The organism is Paenibacillus sp. TSM33 (assembly GCF_056099025.1).
The window spans coordinates 26,961-42,111 of the sequence record NZ_JBLZXB010000008.1; the positions used below are offsets into that span (position 1 = coordinate 26,961).

Below are 15,151 nucleotides of genomic sequence, written 5' to 3' on the forward strand. Positions count from 1 at the left end.
CTCATTTCACTCGGTAAATCAAAACCAATCAAGGAATTTATTTTCAATTACAATCCGCTTACCGTTTGCGACATTTGAGTTTACGTTAGCTGTGTATCATGTTCCTAAGCAGAATAAAGATTGCGGATAGCCGCGGTACGGAAAGGCGGGGATTGCATGATACAGGCGGTTATTTTTAATCTGGAAAGTACATTGTTAGACCCCGGAGGACGGGGCTTAATCCAGGGAATGTGCGACATCTTTAGATGGAAGGGCATACAGGTAACTGAAGAGCAGGTATCTCATGGACGGGGACTGCCCATCCGGGATCATATTGCGAATGTGCTCGGACTTTCAGAGGTTCGTAGAAAATGGCTGGAGTGCTTTGGTGCGCATCCTGGCAGAGTGGATATTGAGCATATTTATCTTGAGCTTGTCCCTGTTCTTCGCTCTTTGATCCAATGGGCTGAGACTGCTACCGGTATAGATAGGGCTTTGCAGGAGCTTCAAGACCGCCGCATTCAGTCAGGTGCTACTGCATCTTGCCCGATGGAGATGCTGAGTCACGTATTCACGCCTGCACAGTCACCCTATACGCTGGATTGTATGGTAGCCCCTTGTGAAGTTTCGCAGGGGAGGCCTTATCCGTGGATGATCTATGAAATTGCACATCGCCTGCAGGTATTCCCGCTTAGCGATATTGTGAAGGTAGGAGACACGGCAGCCGATATGCAAGAAGGACGGAATGCGGGCGTTTGGACGATTGGTGTGTTGAACCATAACGAGAGTGCTTTGACCGCGAGTCACCCTACAAGCTATAAAGTGGACGATAGAGTAGCCGAGGAACGACGCAGACAAAGTATATATGGCTTGAAAAGAGCAGGAGCGCACATCGTGATGAACTCGGTTGCTGACTTACCGCGTATTTTGCGTGAAATTGAAATGCTCCAGCATACGGGAGGCTATCCTTCTTATATGAAGCCGATGAAAACAGTTGCGATTCCCCCATCGTGAGCATAACGGCTATAACTCTTAAGTGCTTATATAGACCTTTAGGTTATATGTATGCATCTACCTGGATAAAGGTGTACTCAGCTCGGCTTTCTAAGCGCAAAAGGAGCATTCGCTACGTTAGCGAATGCTCCTTTTGCGTGTACTCTTTTCGTCTGTAAAATGACCCGTAAGATGGACACTTTCAATCAAGTGTCCATCTTACGGGTCACAGTTCGTCGAAATCATTACTAGTCGGAACTCTTCACCCGGAACTGATCAGCATGACGCTGTAGATTGTTTGATAGTGTGGTCAGATTACGGGCTACTTCGGATAGTTCTTTTACCGCTAGGGCCTGCTTCTGTGCGCTTGCGGATACATCTTCCGTCATTCCGGCAGTTTGCTGCGCCGCGCTGGCTGTGTGCTTCAGATGTTGATCTACGCTGTGACGTACCTCCTGCATTTCTGTGGTCAATTGGGCCAGATGAGCAGCCAGTTCCTCAACTTCCTCTGATACCTGGGTGACTTTATCAACAGACTGTAGACATAATGCAATTTGTTTTTCTTGTTCATTGACGGTATTTATATTTTCAGCAAATTGATCGCCCATCTGCTCAATTTGCTCGACAAAACTGCTTAGAATTTCGTCAATCTCACGAATGGATATGGCAGATTGTTGGGCAAGTTGTCCCATTTCATGAGCTACGACAGAAAAACCTTTACCGGCTTCCCCTGCACGCGAAGCTTCAATCGAGGCATTAAAGGACAAAATTTGCGTCTGCTTTACGATGCCTTGTACCTGCTGTCCAATGTTAGCCGCTTCGCGGGATTTTTCGGTTAGCGCGTGTGACATGCGCTGCATCTGCTTAATTCGCAGGGCGCTTTCTCGTCCCTTCTCCAATAGCAGTTCATGTTCACTGGCTACCTGATTACGGACCTCATTGAGATGGCGCGCCGTATCCGTAAACTGGTGCACATGGCTTCCGACTTCATCCAGCGTTTGCCCTAAGCGGTCAGATTGCTGAACCGATTCTATCGTTTGATCCGCTTGGTTTGTAGATACATCGGCAATTTGCTGGAGTGTGCGGGACAGTTCCTCGGTTTGGTGGAGGGTTCCTTCTGAAGTCACGACGATATTCTCCGATGCTTGCTGAAGCGTACTTGAACTGCTCTGAATATCCACAATCATATTGGACATGGCTTTCACCATCCGGTTCGTCAAGCCGCTGATTTCACCTAGCTGATCATATGTAACTTGCTGCGATGTAACTGTAAGATTGCCGTCGGCTACTTGCTCCAATGTATCTTTAATAAACCGTACCTGACGTAGTATTCGACGTGTTACCAGCACCATTGCCACAATGGAGATGATCAGAATGATGGAGACCACAGGGATAACTAGCCGGTAGGCCTCAGGCAAGGTTTTCTCGTATACTTCAGTTACAGAGGCTAGGGATCTGTCAATTCCCAGATAGCCTATGATGGTTCCATCTGTATCCTTAATGGGTGTAAAGGAAGAAAACATCGTTCCCCAATCAGGGTCCGTTGTGATATCTGTAGTTACCGTCTCCCCTTGTTTCAATCTATCTGCCGTTTCTTTACGGGTGAAACTTACAGGGCTTCCAAAAGGACTGTAGTCTTTGTCGTCCCAAGCAGCTCCGTCCACTGTAAGCTTCCACTCATCGCCAGCACGATTGAACATATACATATACAGGACTCCGCTGTGCAGCCTAAGCGTATTTAACTCGTTCCGAAGTTTTTTATACTCGCTGCTCTGCTCGGATGGATTCGTGTTTAAGCTTTTGACGGCTGATTTGTCCAGTAGCTTGGCTGTATTCACCGCCAACGTTTCATTGTTGAGCTGCATGGTTGATAGAGAAGCATTCTGAATCGATTGTTTGGTCGTCCACAGGATCATGATGCCAATTACAACTAAAGGAATGAGCAAGATGAAGTAGAGTTTGGATTGTAATCCCATTCTTTTTTTGATTTTGCTTTTCATAATATGCTCCTTACTATATTATTTCGCCTTCATATAATATCGTGTTCAAGTAGGGAAATATGAATAGTAATTCATATGTTACATGAAATTTTTGCACATTTGCGCAAATTCCATCCATAGAAAAAAAGCCTTAGCTCGGTAATAACTGAGTTAAGGCTTTTAGTGTATAACTTACAAATCATCAAATCCGTTGTCGTCTCCGACCTTGCCGTAATTGCGTGATTTTGCTTCAAAAAAGTCCGTTTTTGTTGCATTCAGTGCTTCATCGGAAAATGGCTTGATCCAAGGCATACAGTTTACATCTACACCTTCGTATGCTTTGTCCATACCCAGGAGTCTCAGACGCATGTTTGCCATGTATTTGATATAATCGCTCAACTCGTTTAAGTCAATGCCGCGAACCTCTTTGAGCGTGTAATGTGCCCAATTCGTTTCCAGCTCCACAGCGCGGTTGATCATACGATAGACATAGTCCGTATTTTCCTTCGTATTCAGCTCAGGGAAATCGGACAATAGCTGCTTGAACACTTCAGCAAAGAAGTAGCAATGCTGATTTTCATCGCGCTGAATATACGAGATCATCTGGCTGGTGGCCATCATTTTTTGGTCACGCGCCAAATTGTAAAAGAAAGCAAATGTACTGTAAAAGAATATGCCTTCCAGAATCAAATCCGCTACCATGGCTTGGAAAAAGGTTTGCGGGTTCTGCTCATCGCGGAACTCTTGATAAATGTCCGAGATGAATGTGTTACGCTCCAGCAGGACAGGATCATTTTTCCAGTATTCAAAAATTTCCTTCTGCTCCTGCTCCGATACCAGGGAAGATAGCACGTAAGAGTAGGACTGGTTATGCACGACTTCCTGTTGTCCGATAATAGCCGAAATAGCTTCCAGCGAGGAATCGGTAAAATATCGTTTTACATCTCCGACAAACATGGTTTGCATGGAATCCAGCACAGCCAGCAGGCCGATATTAATTTTGAATGTGCGCTGTTCTTCGGCATCCAGCATAGGGAACTGGGACGCATCCTTGGACATCGGAATTTCATCCGGAATCCAGTGGTTTAGCAGCAGCACCTTATATAGTTTGTACATATGCGGCATCCGAATATCGTTCCAGTTCAGGATACCGGAGTTTTCGCCTTCAATAATACGGGTAGAGCGGTTAGGCGCTTCCGTGTTAAAAATCTTTTGTAACTGCATGAGAGCCTCTCTCCTTTAGTTTAGGATGCGCAGCTTTCGCATTCTTCAATCGTCAGTGCGCGGCTGCGTACATAATAGGTCGACTTCATACCCGATTTCCAGGCATGAATATGCAGCGCTAAAAATTCGGTAGCTTTTATATCTGGGCGTACATACAGATTAAAGCTTTGACCTTGGTCAATATGACGCTGACGTGCAGAAGCCATGTTGATTGAAGCGTGTTGATCCAGCAAGAAAGCTGTTTTGTAGTACCAGATGGTTTTTTCATTCAAGTCTGGTGCAGGGTTAGCGATCTTGTAGGTTGTTTTCTCTTCATAGGAAAGCAACTCATACAATGGATCAATACTAGCGGTAGAGCCTGCGATGATGGACGTGGAGCCGTTAGGCGCGATGGCGAACAGCCATGCGTTACGGACACCGTTTTGTTGGACTTCTTCCGCAAGCTCGCTCCACTCGGACGTAGTGACAAATTTGCCTTCACGTGTACCGTCTGTATAGCCACGGGAAGTGAAATAATGCCCGGTCGACCAGTCAGAACCCTCGAATTTGGCATAACGGCCTTTTTCTTTCGCCAGCTCCATGCTGGATTTTACGGCCAGGTAGTTAATTTTTTCATACAAATGATCATTATAGGTTACCGCTTCATCGGACTCCCAGCGGATGCCCTCAAGTGCGAGCAGATGATGCAGCCCAAATGTACCTAAGCCGACTGCACGATATTGGCTGTTTGTGTATTGTGCTTGCAGCACTTCAATGTTGTTGATATCAATAACATTATCCAGCATACGTACCTGAATCGGTACGAGACGATCCAGCACACCTGCCGGAACGGCACGAGCCAGATGAATGGAGTTCAGATTGCACACCACAAAGTCGCCAGGAATTTTGGAAATAACAATGCGTGTTTGTCCATCCTTGGTGACCAACTCTTCTTTTTCTACTACCGTTGCAGATTGATTTTGCATAATTTCCGTACACAGGTTGGAGGAATACACCATACCATGGGCGCGATTCGGATTAGCCCGGTTTACTGTATCGCGGTAGAACATGTACGGCGTACCTGTTTCCAGCTGTGATTTCATCAAACGCTTCATGATGTCAATGGCAGGCACCGTAATACGAGAAAGGATCGGATGCTGTGACGCCTCCTCATACTTCTCGCGGAAGGAGCCTGAACCAAAGGCTTCATCATAGAAATCCTCAAGTCCCAGTGGACGACCCTTGTCATCCTTCCAGCCCATCACTTTCTTCACTTCATGCGGACAGAACAGATTCCATTCGCCCCGTGCTTCGACCCGCTCCATGAACAGATCGGGCAGACATACGCCGTGGAACACGTCATGTGCACGCATCCGTTCGTCACCGTTGTTCAGCTTCAGGTCCAGAAACGCCAGAATGTCTTTGTGGAATACGTCCAAGTAAACGGCGATTGCACCTTTGCGTGTACCCAACTGGTCTACGCTAACAGCTGTATTGTTTAGCTGGCGAATCCAAGGAATAACACCAGAGCTTGTATTTTTGTGTCCGCGGATATCGGAGCCGCGCGCCCGTACTTTACCGAGGTATACCCCGATGCCGCCACCCATTTTGCTAAGACGGGCTACATCGGTATTGGAATCGAAAATACCTTCCAGCGAGTCGTCTACGGTGTCTATAAAGCAGCTGGAGAGCTGTCCGGCCACCTTTTTTCCGGCATTAGACATGGTTGGGGTAGCTGCCGTCATGTACATGTTGCTCATCGCCCAGTATGCTTCCTTGACCAGCTCCATACGCTTGTCGGCTGGCTCTTGATGCATCAGGTACATTGCAATAATCATGTAGCGTTCCTGTGGAAGCTCCATTACGCGTCCGTCAAAATCATTGGCCAAATAGCGCTCAGACAGCGTCAACAGTCCAATATAGTCGAACAGCAGGTCATTCTGTGGCATTATGGAATCGCCGAGCTCATCAATCTGCTCCTTGGTGTAGCAGTCAAGCAGTTCTTGACGGTAGATTCCTTTTTGCACTAGATCGGTGATCAGTGGATAAAACGCACCGTAAGGCTCGTCTGCATACGATTTGTAACGGCGGTGAGTAGCTGCTTTCTTATATAAAGAAGTGAGCAAAGCACGCGCAGCGGCAAATTTCCAGTCCGGTTCTTCCTTGCTAACCAGTTCTAGAGCAGCCATTGCAAATGCATTGCTAATTTCATCTCCCGTGACTTCATCCCGGCGCAGTTTACTGGTTACACCACGAATGAGTCGCTCTTTATCCAGCTTGTCCAGCCCGCTGAGTACACGATCAGCATATACGGATATACGTATTTCATCAAAAGCCAACTGGCGATTGTTTGGTTTGGTTACGAGTTGTGGCATAGAATTAATTCCTCGCTTTCTTGAATTGAAATTCATACATAGGGAATAGGCATGAAAATGATTTGAGAAAAGAAAATGGTGAAAAAAGCGATGGTCAGACAGCATTTTGGGGCTGTATGTAATCCAATAACATAGAAATAGCGATGCGCCTGCCAATGAAGGGGAAAAGATGGTTCCCGTAGGATTTATCGGCTACATCACTATATTTAGAGGTGTTATGAATATTTAACCCAACATATTGTGTATATAAACTTAAAATTTCAAATAAGTGCAAGGAGTATTATAGCAACATTCGAAGCCATACGTAAAGGAAAAGGAATGGAAAATCAAAATATGCAGAGAAGTCGCGGGCTGTATTTGAATTGAGACGGAGTGAACGGTACAATAAATGATAAAGATGTTTCCTACTAAAATAAGCCGTATACATATGGAACTTTTTCGAAGAACAAGGTTGCTTTATCGACTGAGTTTTTAGAATTTTAAAAAGATGATTTTTTCAATTTAAAGGAGGAACTTGGTGATGGCCATTGCAGAAGTGACAGTAATCCCGATTGGAACGGGGAGTACGAGCCTGAGCGACTACGTTGCTCAAATGCAAAAAGTGTTGAAGACGCAAAAGGGAATTACCTATGAACTTACCTCTATGAGTACGATTATTGAAGGTTCGTTGGACGATGTGTTCACCGCTATTGCTGCGCTACACGAAGCGCCATTCCTAGCAGGAGCCAAACGCGTTTCCACCTCAGTCAAAATTGATGATCGCCGTGACAAGCCATCCTCCAGTCGCCAAAAGCTGCGATCCGTCGCAGATAAGCTATCCGGAACCACGGCAGGGAATGTTAGAGAATTAAATCCAAATCTTAGTTGATAAGGTTGATGTAAGTGATTGATTTTTATGTAACTAAGAGTATAATAGTTTTTGTTGTCAGTCATACTGACCTGCTGGTGTAGCTCAGGGGTAGAGCAACGCACTCGTAATGCGTAGGTCGGGGGTTCAATTCCCTTCACCAGCATTCTATAAAACTCAAGCACAGCGCGGCTTCCAGGCTTTTTGGAGGTCGCGCTTTTTTGTTAAACTGAGGATTCTTCTACCATTTTTCTACCCTTTAGTCTAGTAAAGTGGGTTCTTCGGTGCTAATGCTCTCTCCTGTGATTGAATCGCCAATGTTTTTTAACACCGCTTCTTGGAGATTCGGAAGAACATGTGAATAGGTATCCAGAGTTACATTGATAGACGAATGTCCAAGTCGCTCTTGAACGATCTTCGGATGAATACCAGCTTTGAGAAGTAGTGTTGCATGAGTGTGTCGCAGATCGTGGAAACGAATCCGAGGGAAATCGGGATGTTCCTTTACAATTCTGTCCAAAATACGATAGTAATGTCTCATAAGATTGCGGGGGCCGAGAGGCGTTCCCACACTCGTTTGAATTACTAAGCCTGAATCATTGTATAGCTTATTTCTGGCTTGCTCATGTTCTTGCTTTCTAAAGTGATTTTCCAGAAAATTAACGGTATTAGCAAACAGTGCGATGGAGCGAACGCTACTATCATTCTTAGTATCATCAAGATCATGTCCTATTTCAGAAATGGTATAAGCTTGTCGAACCGAAGCCGTTTTCCTCTTTAAATCTACCTCAGATCGGGGTAGCGCAAGTATTTCACTTTGACGCATGCCAGTAGAGGCAGCGAGCTCGAAGGCCATGAAGTATTGATCTTCCGATGCAGCATCGAGGAAAATCTTTAATTGATGTTCATTCCAGACTTCAAATTTTTTCTTTTTTCCTTGGGGTAGTTCTACATAAGAGGCAACATTCTGAGTGATAACTCCCCAGGTTACTGCCCGGTTTAAAGCATCTAAAACAAGGACGTGAGCTTTCTTGATAGAGGCTACAGATAATTTGGGTAGCAATGTTTCGTGATATAAATTATGGAGGTGCTGTGGTTTTAATTTTGTCATCTGCACTTTCCCGAGATTCGGCACAATGTGTGTGTTTACAAGCCACTCATAAGACTTCCAAGTACCGTGTTTAACAGAGGTTTTTTTGTCTTTGAGCCAGGTCTCCATAATTTCACCGAAAGTTTTCTTGGTCGGTTCTACAAAGGTTCCTTTATTAAAAGCACTGAGAATGTCAGGCATTGCACGTTCAGCATCTCTTTTCTTATCGAAGCCTCCATTGGGGCCAGTAAGCCACTTCCTGCGACGCTTTCCTGTTACTTCATCTTTCATATCCACGACGATGTAGTATTTCTTTCCTTTCTGGGCTATATGTCCTCTCATAGATGAACCTCCTAACTGAAATAGGGAATGTATGTTCTGTTTTTATTTTAAAAGAAAAGCCCGAAAAGGGCTTTAGGTTATATTGTATCGAAATTCCATGCGTATGGAAATTTTTACTTTGCTCCTATTATACCAAACGTAGTCATATCATTATTCTTAATCTTAATTCTATACTTTACTCTGTTTCTAACAGTGGCCCCTTCAAAATCTTGAAGATCTGCATTATTGTCTAAAAGACCTATATCTCTGACGACATCTTCTGCATCCTCAAATTTGTAATCACTGTTAGTTGTCATTATTAAAGCTACAATAGCAGTCATTAAATTTTCACCAGTTTTCTCTTGGAAACCTCCAGAACCTATTAACATAACTTCATGTATTTTATGTCTTGAATCAATTGTACCTGTCATACTTAAATTATCATTGAATTTATAGTGGAACATATTGGAATCTTCTTTTAGTTCGGATATGTGTAAGTGATCTAATTTATATTTTTTAGCAACGGCATTGAATGCTTCTGTAAAATCTTCTAATGTCATATCGAATACATATATGTTTGAACCAGCTTCAGAAGCAGCTCTAACATCTGTATTATTTTGACTTTGCGTGTCCCCCTCTGTGCCACACCCTGCGAGAACTACTGTTACCATAATAATTGTTAATAGAATTCTTTTCACTTTAATCTTCCTTAGTATTGCCCCATCGGCTGGGGAATTCGCTGATTTGTATTAGTGTTGAAAAAAATACAAAAATATCCTTCGCTAAAAAGTCACTCTTCGTGGGAAGAGCATATGGATATATAATTGTATTTGTCTCTTGTTTGATGAACACAAGCTCCTATGTTCTTGAAACAATAGAATAGAAATTAACGTATAAAATTATACTGTGCAAAATATGAAATTAATCCAGATATTGAATGGAAGTGCAACTATGAAAAACGAATTTAAAAATATGCTATCGGACATTGAACAACTGAACCAAGAAAAGCCGGAAGAAGTCTATGCATTCATAGAAACTAAATTGCTTGATTACATAGACACTTATAAGTCTTCATAGACCAACTTAATCATCTTCTCCAATGTTTCTTTATTTTTTGGGTCGGTTAGATCAATATTATATTTCTTCACCAACTCCTTGAGTACATAGTCTGTAGTCTCTTGAGATAAATCATTCTTTTTAGAATTAGAGCCACTTTGTTCATTCCAAGGGGTGTCGGTACGCCCGAGTAGATAATCCGTATCAACGTCGAGGGTGTCCGCCAAAGCTACCAAGGTCTCATTTGAAGGAGTGCTATGCCCATTCTCGTAATTACTTATAGCCGCCTTGGTTAAGTTAACTTTTGAAGCTAATTCTTCTTGAGTTAGCTTTTTCTTTTTTCTTCGATACGCAACTCTATCTCCGCGAAACACACAACTTCCCCCTAAACAATAATTATAAAAGTACATGTATATTGTACATCGAAAATACCCTATATATAAAATAAGTACATTAACCTTGTATTTTATTGTTGACATACACTAAACTTGTACTTATAATAGGGTCATAGGTACAAGATTAGTGTACAAGAGAGGTGATAAATTTGAAAAATCACGCCCTAGCAGATGCTAGAAAAAAAAGCGGTCTAACTCAAGAAGAACTTGCATTTAAACTAGGTTATTCAAAGGCTACGGTAAGCAATTGGGAAAATGGTTATTCTAATCCTTCCCTTACAGATGCGTTTAAAATTTCCGAAATCCTAAAAGCCGATATCAACTATCTTTTTTTTGGACTAAAAGTACAGGTTCAGTATACATCTCAAAATAAAAGTACAAGAACACAAAAGGGGGCTGGTTAAATGAGTAAACCGTCAACTATGAGCGGAGAAGCTTAGCGGTGGACGCATAAACGGCTGGTACGCTACTGGATTAAATACAGTAGAGAATTAGCGGCACATATGGAGTCAAAAAAAGATAAAGCATCATAGGAAGTTTTGCCTATGCGTTTTTACTGGATTCGTTCCACAGAAGTCTGTTGACACGGAAAGGAGGTGCAGAAATTGAATCGGTATTCTGGCGAGATTATCACGGTTCCTGAAATGGCAAGACGAATGAAAATTCGGAAGCAGGCGGCTTATGACATGGTTGAGGAACCGGGCTTTCCTATATACAACATTGGCGGTGCTCGCGGCAAACGAGTCCTCTGGCCTGAACCTTTGGAATGGCTAAGAGAGAACAAATCAGGGGCTATATGAATAGAAGAAACCCGCCAGGCTGTACCGGCTCCAGCGGGTTGAGGGGATACGGGGGGAAGAACTTACAACTTAATACTACATCAGCCCTCTGTCCGTAATAAACGTATCAATCGGACAAAGGAGAGGAAAAAAACATGTCAATTGGACAGTTTGGTCCCAATCTTAATGAAGTTTTAAAACGACGGGGTGAAACGCGTACCGCAGCCGGGCAAGTTGCCCACGTGGATGCTTCATTAATTGGAAAGATCATCAAAGGCTCCCGCAAACCATCGAAAGAGCTCATGCAACAAGCGGCGGAGCATTATGATGACGGCCAGCTTTACATTGCAGCAGCCGGGGAAGTAACAGGCGGTGCCTTTGCTCCTTGGCTGGACAATGTAGATCTACATAGGGCAAGTGTACTGTTCAAGACGGTTGAAGAAATGAGGGAAGTTCTTGTTCTATCTGCTGAGGTACCAATTAGCAAAACTGCTGACCAGCTTACTGATTCTGAGCGCCAGAACATGAAACGTCTACTGATGGAGACGGTTGAAGCTATTACTGCTCTTACGCATTTCGCGGCAGTGTTATGTAAAGAGTATTCGTTTTCCTGGTTGGGTGCTTGGAAAGAACACCGAGCTGACCTGAAGGCAAAAAAATATATGAAATGAGGGAGCAAAAATGGAAATCGAGAGATTAGAGGATGAAGCCAAATTTGTTGCAGCAAACGCAGAGCACAATTTAAACATGATACTGCAAAATCCGGAAATCGTTTCTGAGAGTCATCGTCAAAAAAGTATTGCTCAAGCAGCATTCATGATGAATCTTCACTTGTCTTTTCAAGAACAAAAGAAAAACGCTCGGCTGGCGGGCCGAACGCTTGGTTTGAGAACTCGATTAAAGTCTCTTGTGTTGCTTATTCTATCTCCTTCTGCGAGAGAAAGCAAGGGTGAGGGTGCGTGATGCAGCAGTTAAAGGAACGCCTCATTCAAAACTTTCTGGATAAGAAGGCAGGAACGCAAGCCAATACGGATGCAATATATGCTTTTCTGCAAGCGGGCGGTTCAGCTTTTTCATCTGAATTTCAGAAGCTACTACAGGAGCGGGATGAAGCCTATTTTCAATGGAATAACGCCTTGCTGAGCCTAAATCTTCTGCCAGCAGAAGAACGGTTGGAGTTTTTCGGAAATATGTCGCCAGTGTTATAGGACAAGCTGGCAACGGACAGGCCATGTCGGCCTTGTCTTCCGGCGTCGGACGGTAACATAACCTACTCCCGTTCGGCGTCGGAAGATGCGGCTGACGCATCATACAAAGCAGCGACACGATGGTACGTGTACACGCGATGGTGAGAATATCAGGCGGAAAACGACGGAGCGCGCCTGACTGCTGGTTCGAATCCAGTCTGCTTGAAATTACATACGGAAGGAGGAAACTTTGTGCAAGTTATTCAACGTTTGACCGTTGTCTCTAATCCAACAAGGATTTTTGAAATTGGAACGGAGCTAAGCGGCAGCGAAATCATTGAGATTAAGCAAGTCGGTACGGAATATGAAAATAATGTCCATTCTGAATTCCATGTTTTAGATGAAAATGATGAGCTCATTGTCAGTATCGAGAATGCACCAGTGATCGTCGAGTATCGGCAGATCGTAGAACATGATGAAATCATGGAAGGAGAATCGGCATGAACGTAACTCATAAAAAAGTGGTGGAGTTTTTTGCAAAAATTAGCACCGACGAATCTGTGGATGTTAATGAGTTTTTAGAAGCTATCGCGTTAAATGTGGGGCTTTATACTGCGCTGAAAATCAAGACAGTGGGACAGCGAGAAGTCACAGAGCAGTTCAAAAGCATCATTGATACTGGCCTCAAGATAGCGAATAGCGAAGTTGTACCGAAACGAGTTAGCTTTTTCATTATAAAAAAATAGCCCGCGGCAACGGGCTATCACTGATCTTTTGAAAACTAAATATGTGAATACGGTCATCTTATCATGGGTGACCGTTCCTAACAAGAGGGAGCGATATGTATATGGCTATGAATGTAGCTGCTATTACAAAAGGTATTGAACGTGACGAATGGTTGAGACTGCGTAAGCGTGGTATCGGTGGTTCTGATGCATCTGCGGTGGCCGGGTTGAATCGGTATAAATCACCCGTTGGTGTCTTTTTAGAAAAAACAGATCAGATCGTACCGGACGAACCAGGCGAAGCAGCTTACTGGGGTAACCAGTTAGAAGATTTAGTCGCCCGTGAGTTTATGAATCAAACAGGTTTACGTGTGCAACGCAGCAATAAGATGTATCAGCATCCTACACATAAATTTATGTTGGGTAACGTGGACCGCCTGATTTTAGACAAGGGTGGTCGAGGACTTGGCATCCTGGAATGTAAAACAGCCAGCGCCTATAAGCTGAGCGAATGGGCCGACGATCAGGTTCCTGATGAATATGCAATTCAGCTCCAACATTACATGGCCGTACTTGGTGTGGATTACGGGTATTTTGCCGTTCTGATCGGTGGTCAGAAATTTCAATACAAGCTGGTCGAACGAAACGAGGGCATCATTGATTCTCTCATACAGATCGAGGACGAGTTTTGGAACAAGCATGTAATTCCAAGGGTTCCCCCGGTGGTAGACGGTAGCGCTGCTTCGACTGAGCTACTGAATCGCTTGTATCCTGCTTCTCGGCCAGCGACAGAAATTACGCTGGAGAAAGATCAGGCATTGCTTGTGGACAAGCTCATTGCCGCTAAAGAGAACGCACAAGTGGCTGCGGAACAGGTCAAGCGGTTGGAGAACAAGCTGAAAGCCGTGATGGGTGACCATGAAGTGGCAGTTTATGACGGTGAACCTGTGCTGACATGGAAATCCAGTCAAACAACACGCCTGGACACTAAGCGCTTGAAGCAGGAACAACCGCACATCTTTGAAAAATACGCAAACACCACGTCTTCAAGACGTTTTCTGGTGAAGTAAGGAGGCTATTATGGCAGGACAACGCAGTAGCGGATCAACCCTTGAGAAAAAGCTTCAAAACAAGGCTGCTGGGGCAAAAAACGATGCGCCTACACCTTCTCAGACCATCGCCGCTTATATGGACAAAATGAAGTATCAGATTGCGGAGGCTATGCCAAAGCATATGAGCATTGATCGTCTCAGCCGTATTGCCCTGACGACGATTCGTACGAATCCGAAGCTATTGGAATGCTCTATGCCGTCACTCATGGGGGCAGTCATGCAAGCGGCACAGCTCGGACTTGAACCTGGTCTGATCGGACATTGCTACATCATCCCATATAAAACGGAAGCCACATTCATCATCGGTTACAAAGGGATGATTGATTTGGCCCGACGGTCTGGAAATATCAAGTCTATTGCCGCTCACGAAGTCTATGAAAATGATTTCATTGAGCTGACATATGGGCTAGAAGAAAAATTGCAGCACGTTCCTTGGTTTTTGCGCAAGGATGCTCAACCTGCCGAGTCAGGGAAGATCATTGGGGCTTATATGGTTGCCAAGTTTAATGACGGCGGTCATTTCATTCACTATATGCCGATCAGTGAAATTGAAGCGCACAAAAAACGTTCCAAGGCATCAAACAACGGACCTTGGGTGACTGACTATACCGAAATGTGCAAGAAGACGGTTGTACGTTCCGGATGGAAGTGGCTACCCATCAGCGTGGAAATTGCTTCTGCGGTTACTCAGGATGAAACGGTACGTAAAGATATCACTCCAAACGATGAACCTTTTGTCTTTGATATGCCAACTGAATCTAAAGACGATGAAACACCTCAGAGGGGTGATGCAACTCAGCCGAATAACGCTGATCCAAAGCAGCCTGCTGATGGACCGGGTCAGGACGAACTGGAATTTGAATGAGTTCTATAGATGAGATTACTGGCAAGCCCCTGTTACGCAGCATGATCGGTGAACACATTTGGCGGATTAAAGAGTCCGACCCTGTAGCCTTTAAACGCGAGGTACGAGAATACTTCGCGCGGGGTTATCCAGGTTGGACAGTGGTTCGAGCTAAGTACCCTTATATATTTCTGCGGGATGGTAGGGAGCAGAGTGTGTAAATGATTCTGGGCGGTGTGAAGAAGCGAACGGTATTTATATAAAAA

18 protein-coding genes and 1 tRNA gene are annotated in these 15,151 nt (G+C 44.2%); 13 read left to right on the forward strand and 6 right to left on the reverse strand.

From position 1 onward, the window contains the following. The first annotated feature begins 156 nt into the window (after positions 1-156). On the forward strand, positions 157-993 hold the full coding sequence (locus tag ACN6NF_RS02230; protein ID WP_474314745.1) for an HAD hydrolase-like protein: 837 nt from the start codon (positions 157-159) through the stop codon (positions 991-993). A gap of 227 nt (positions 994-1,220) precedes the next feature. Here ACN6NF_RS02230 and ACN6NF_RS02235 read toward each other — a convergent pair whose 3' ends face one another. The 3 genes from ACN6NF_RS02235 to ACN6NF_RS02245 all read right to left on the reverse strand — a co-directional run bounded on the left by ACN6NF_RS02235 (position 1,221) and on the right by ACN6NF_RS02245 (position 6,529). Then, positions 1,221-2,972: a methyl-accepting chemotaxis protein gene (locus ACN6NF_RS02235; RefSeq protein WP_474314747.1), complete on the reverse strand. Its 1,752-nt coding sequence runs from the start codon at positions 2,970-2,972 to the stop codon at positions 1,221-1,223. Positions 2,973-3,143: 171 nt separating this feature from the next. After that, the gene (locus tag ACN6NF_RS02240) at positions 3,144-4,175 is read right to left on the reverse strand and encodes a ribonucleotide-diphosphate reductase subunit beta (RefSeq protein ID WP_164965202.1); all 1,032 of its coding nucleotides are present in this window, start codon (positions 4,173-4,175) and stop codon (positions 3,144-3,146) included. 20 nt (positions 4,176-4,195) lie between these two features. After that, positions 4,196-6,529, reverse strand: coding sequence for a ribonucleoside-diphosphate reductase subunit alpha (locus tag ACN6NF_RS02245; RefSeq protein WP_474314748.1), 2,334 nt, complete (start codon positions 6,527-6,529; stop codon positions 4,196-4,198). Between the two features lie 520 nt (positions 6,530-7,049). On the opposite strand from ACN6NF_RS02245, the gene ACN6NF_RS02250 reads away from it, so the two are divergent. Both ACN6NF_RS02250 and ACN6NF_RS02255 read left to right on the forward strand, forming a co-directional pair. Beyond that, complete coding sequence (locus tag ACN6NF_RS02250; protein ID WP_474314753.1) at positions 7,050-7,397, forward strand: MTH1187 family thiamine-binding protein; 348 nt, start codon at positions 7,050-7,052, stop codon at positions 7,395-7,397. Positions 7,398-7,470: 73 nt separating this feature from the next. Further along, positions 7,471-7,542 (forward strand) — tRNA-Thr (locus tag ACN6NF_RS02255). Between the two features lie 93 nt (positions 7,543-7,635). Here the strand turns inward: ACN6NF_RS02255 and ACN6NF_RS02260 are convergent. From ACN6NF_RS02260 to ACN6NF_RS02270, 3 genes are all read right to left on the reverse strand, one after another. Beyond that, positions 7,636-8,808 carry a site-specific integrase gene (locus ACN6NF_RS02260; RefSeq protein WP_029517882.1) on the reverse strand — a complete coding sequence of 391 codons (1,173 nt, stop codon included), beginning with the start codon at positions 8,806-8,808 and terminating at the stop codon, positions 7,636-7,638. 113 nt (positions 8,809-8,921) lie between these two features. Beyond that, positions 8,922-9,485 carry a hypothetical protein gene (locus tag ACN6NF_RS02265; protein WP_474314754.1) on the reverse strand — a complete coding sequence of 188 codons (564 nt, stop codon included), beginning with the start codon at positions 9,483-9,485 and terminating at the stop codon, positions 8,922-8,924. Positions 9,486-9,848: 363 nt separating this feature from the next. Next, positions 9,849-10,217 (reverse strand): helix-turn-helix domain-containing protein, encoded by a 369-nt coding sequence (locus tag ACN6NF_RS02270; protein ID WP_231116826.1) that lies wholly within the window; start codon positions 10,215-10,217, stop codon positions 9,849-9,851. A gap of 170 nt (positions 10,218-10,387) precedes the next feature. Between ACN6NF_RS02270 and ACN6NF_RS02275 the strand changes: the two genes are divergently transcribed. From ACN6NF_RS02275 to ACN6NF_RS02320, 10 genes are all read left to right on the forward strand, one after another. Next, a complete protein-coding gene (locus tag ACN6NF_RS02275) occupies positions 10,388-10,642 on the forward strand; it encodes a helix-turn-helix transcriptional regulator (protein WP_049817010.1) in 255 nt (84 codons plus the stop codon). A 201-nt stretch (positions 10,643-10,843) separates the two neighbouring features. Continuing rightward, on the forward strand, positions 10,844-11,038 hold the full coding sequence (locus ACN6NF_RS02280; protein WP_474314756.1) for a helix-turn-helix domain-containing protein: 195 nt from the start codon (positions 10,844-10,846) through the stop codon (positions 11,036-11,038). Positions 11,039-11,172: 134 nt separating this feature from the next. Next, positions 11,173-11,688, forward strand: a complete 516-nt coding sequence (locus ACN6NF_RS02285; protein ID WP_222821883.1) for a helix-turn-helix domain-containing protein — start codon at positions 11,173-11,175, stop codon at positions 11,686-11,688. 10 nt (positions 11,689-11,698) lie between these two features. Next, on the forward strand, positions 11,699-11,980 hold the full coding sequence (locus tag ACN6NF_RS02290) for a hypothetical protein (RefSeq protein ID WP_474314758.1): 282 nt from the start codon (positions 11,699-11,701) through the stop codon (positions 11,978-11,980). Then, positions 11,980-12,225, forward strand: a complete 246-nt coding sequence (locus ACN6NF_RS02295; RefSeq protein ID WP_474314759.1) for a hypothetical protein — start codon at positions 11,980-11,982, stop codon at positions 12,223-12,225. The genes ACN6NF_RS02290 and ACN6NF_RS02295 overlap by 1 nt, the downstream gene beginning before the upstream one ends. Positions 12,226-12,456: 231 nt before the next feature. Next, entirely contained in the window at positions 12,457-12,708 is a 252-nt protein-coding gene (locus ACN6NF_RS02300; protein WP_264216515.1) for a hypothetical protein, read from the forward strand. Further along, positions 12,705-12,950: a hypothetical protein gene (locus ACN6NF_RS02305; RefSeq protein ID WP_474314760.1), complete on the forward strand. Its 246-nt coding sequence runs from the start codon at positions 12,705-12,707 to the stop codon at positions 12,948-12,950. The genes ACN6NF_RS02300 and ACN6NF_RS02305 overlap by 4 nt, the downstream gene beginning before the upstream one ends. A 101-nt stretch (positions 12,951-13,051) precedes the next feature. Next, positions 13,052-13,999, forward strand: coding sequence for a YqaJ viral recombinase family nuclease (locus ACN6NF_RS02310; protein ID WP_474314761.1), 948 nt, complete (start codon positions 13,052-13,054; stop codon positions 13,997-13,999). 10 nt (positions 14,000-14,009) lie between these two features. Next, on the forward strand, positions 14,010-14,906 hold the full coding sequence (recT, locus tag ACN6NF_RS02315; RefSeq protein ID WP_474314763.1) for a recombination protein RecT: 897 nt from the start codon (positions 14,010-14,012) through the stop codon (positions 14,904-14,906). Then, positions 14,903-15,106, forward strand: a complete 204-nt coding sequence (locus ACN6NF_RS02320; protein ID WP_318627246.1) for a hypothetical protein — start codon at positions 14,903-14,905, stop codon at positions 15,104-15,106. The genes recT and ACN6NF_RS02320 overlap by 4 nt, the downstream gene beginning before the upstream one ends. Positions 15,107-15,151 lie beyond the last annotated feature (45 nt).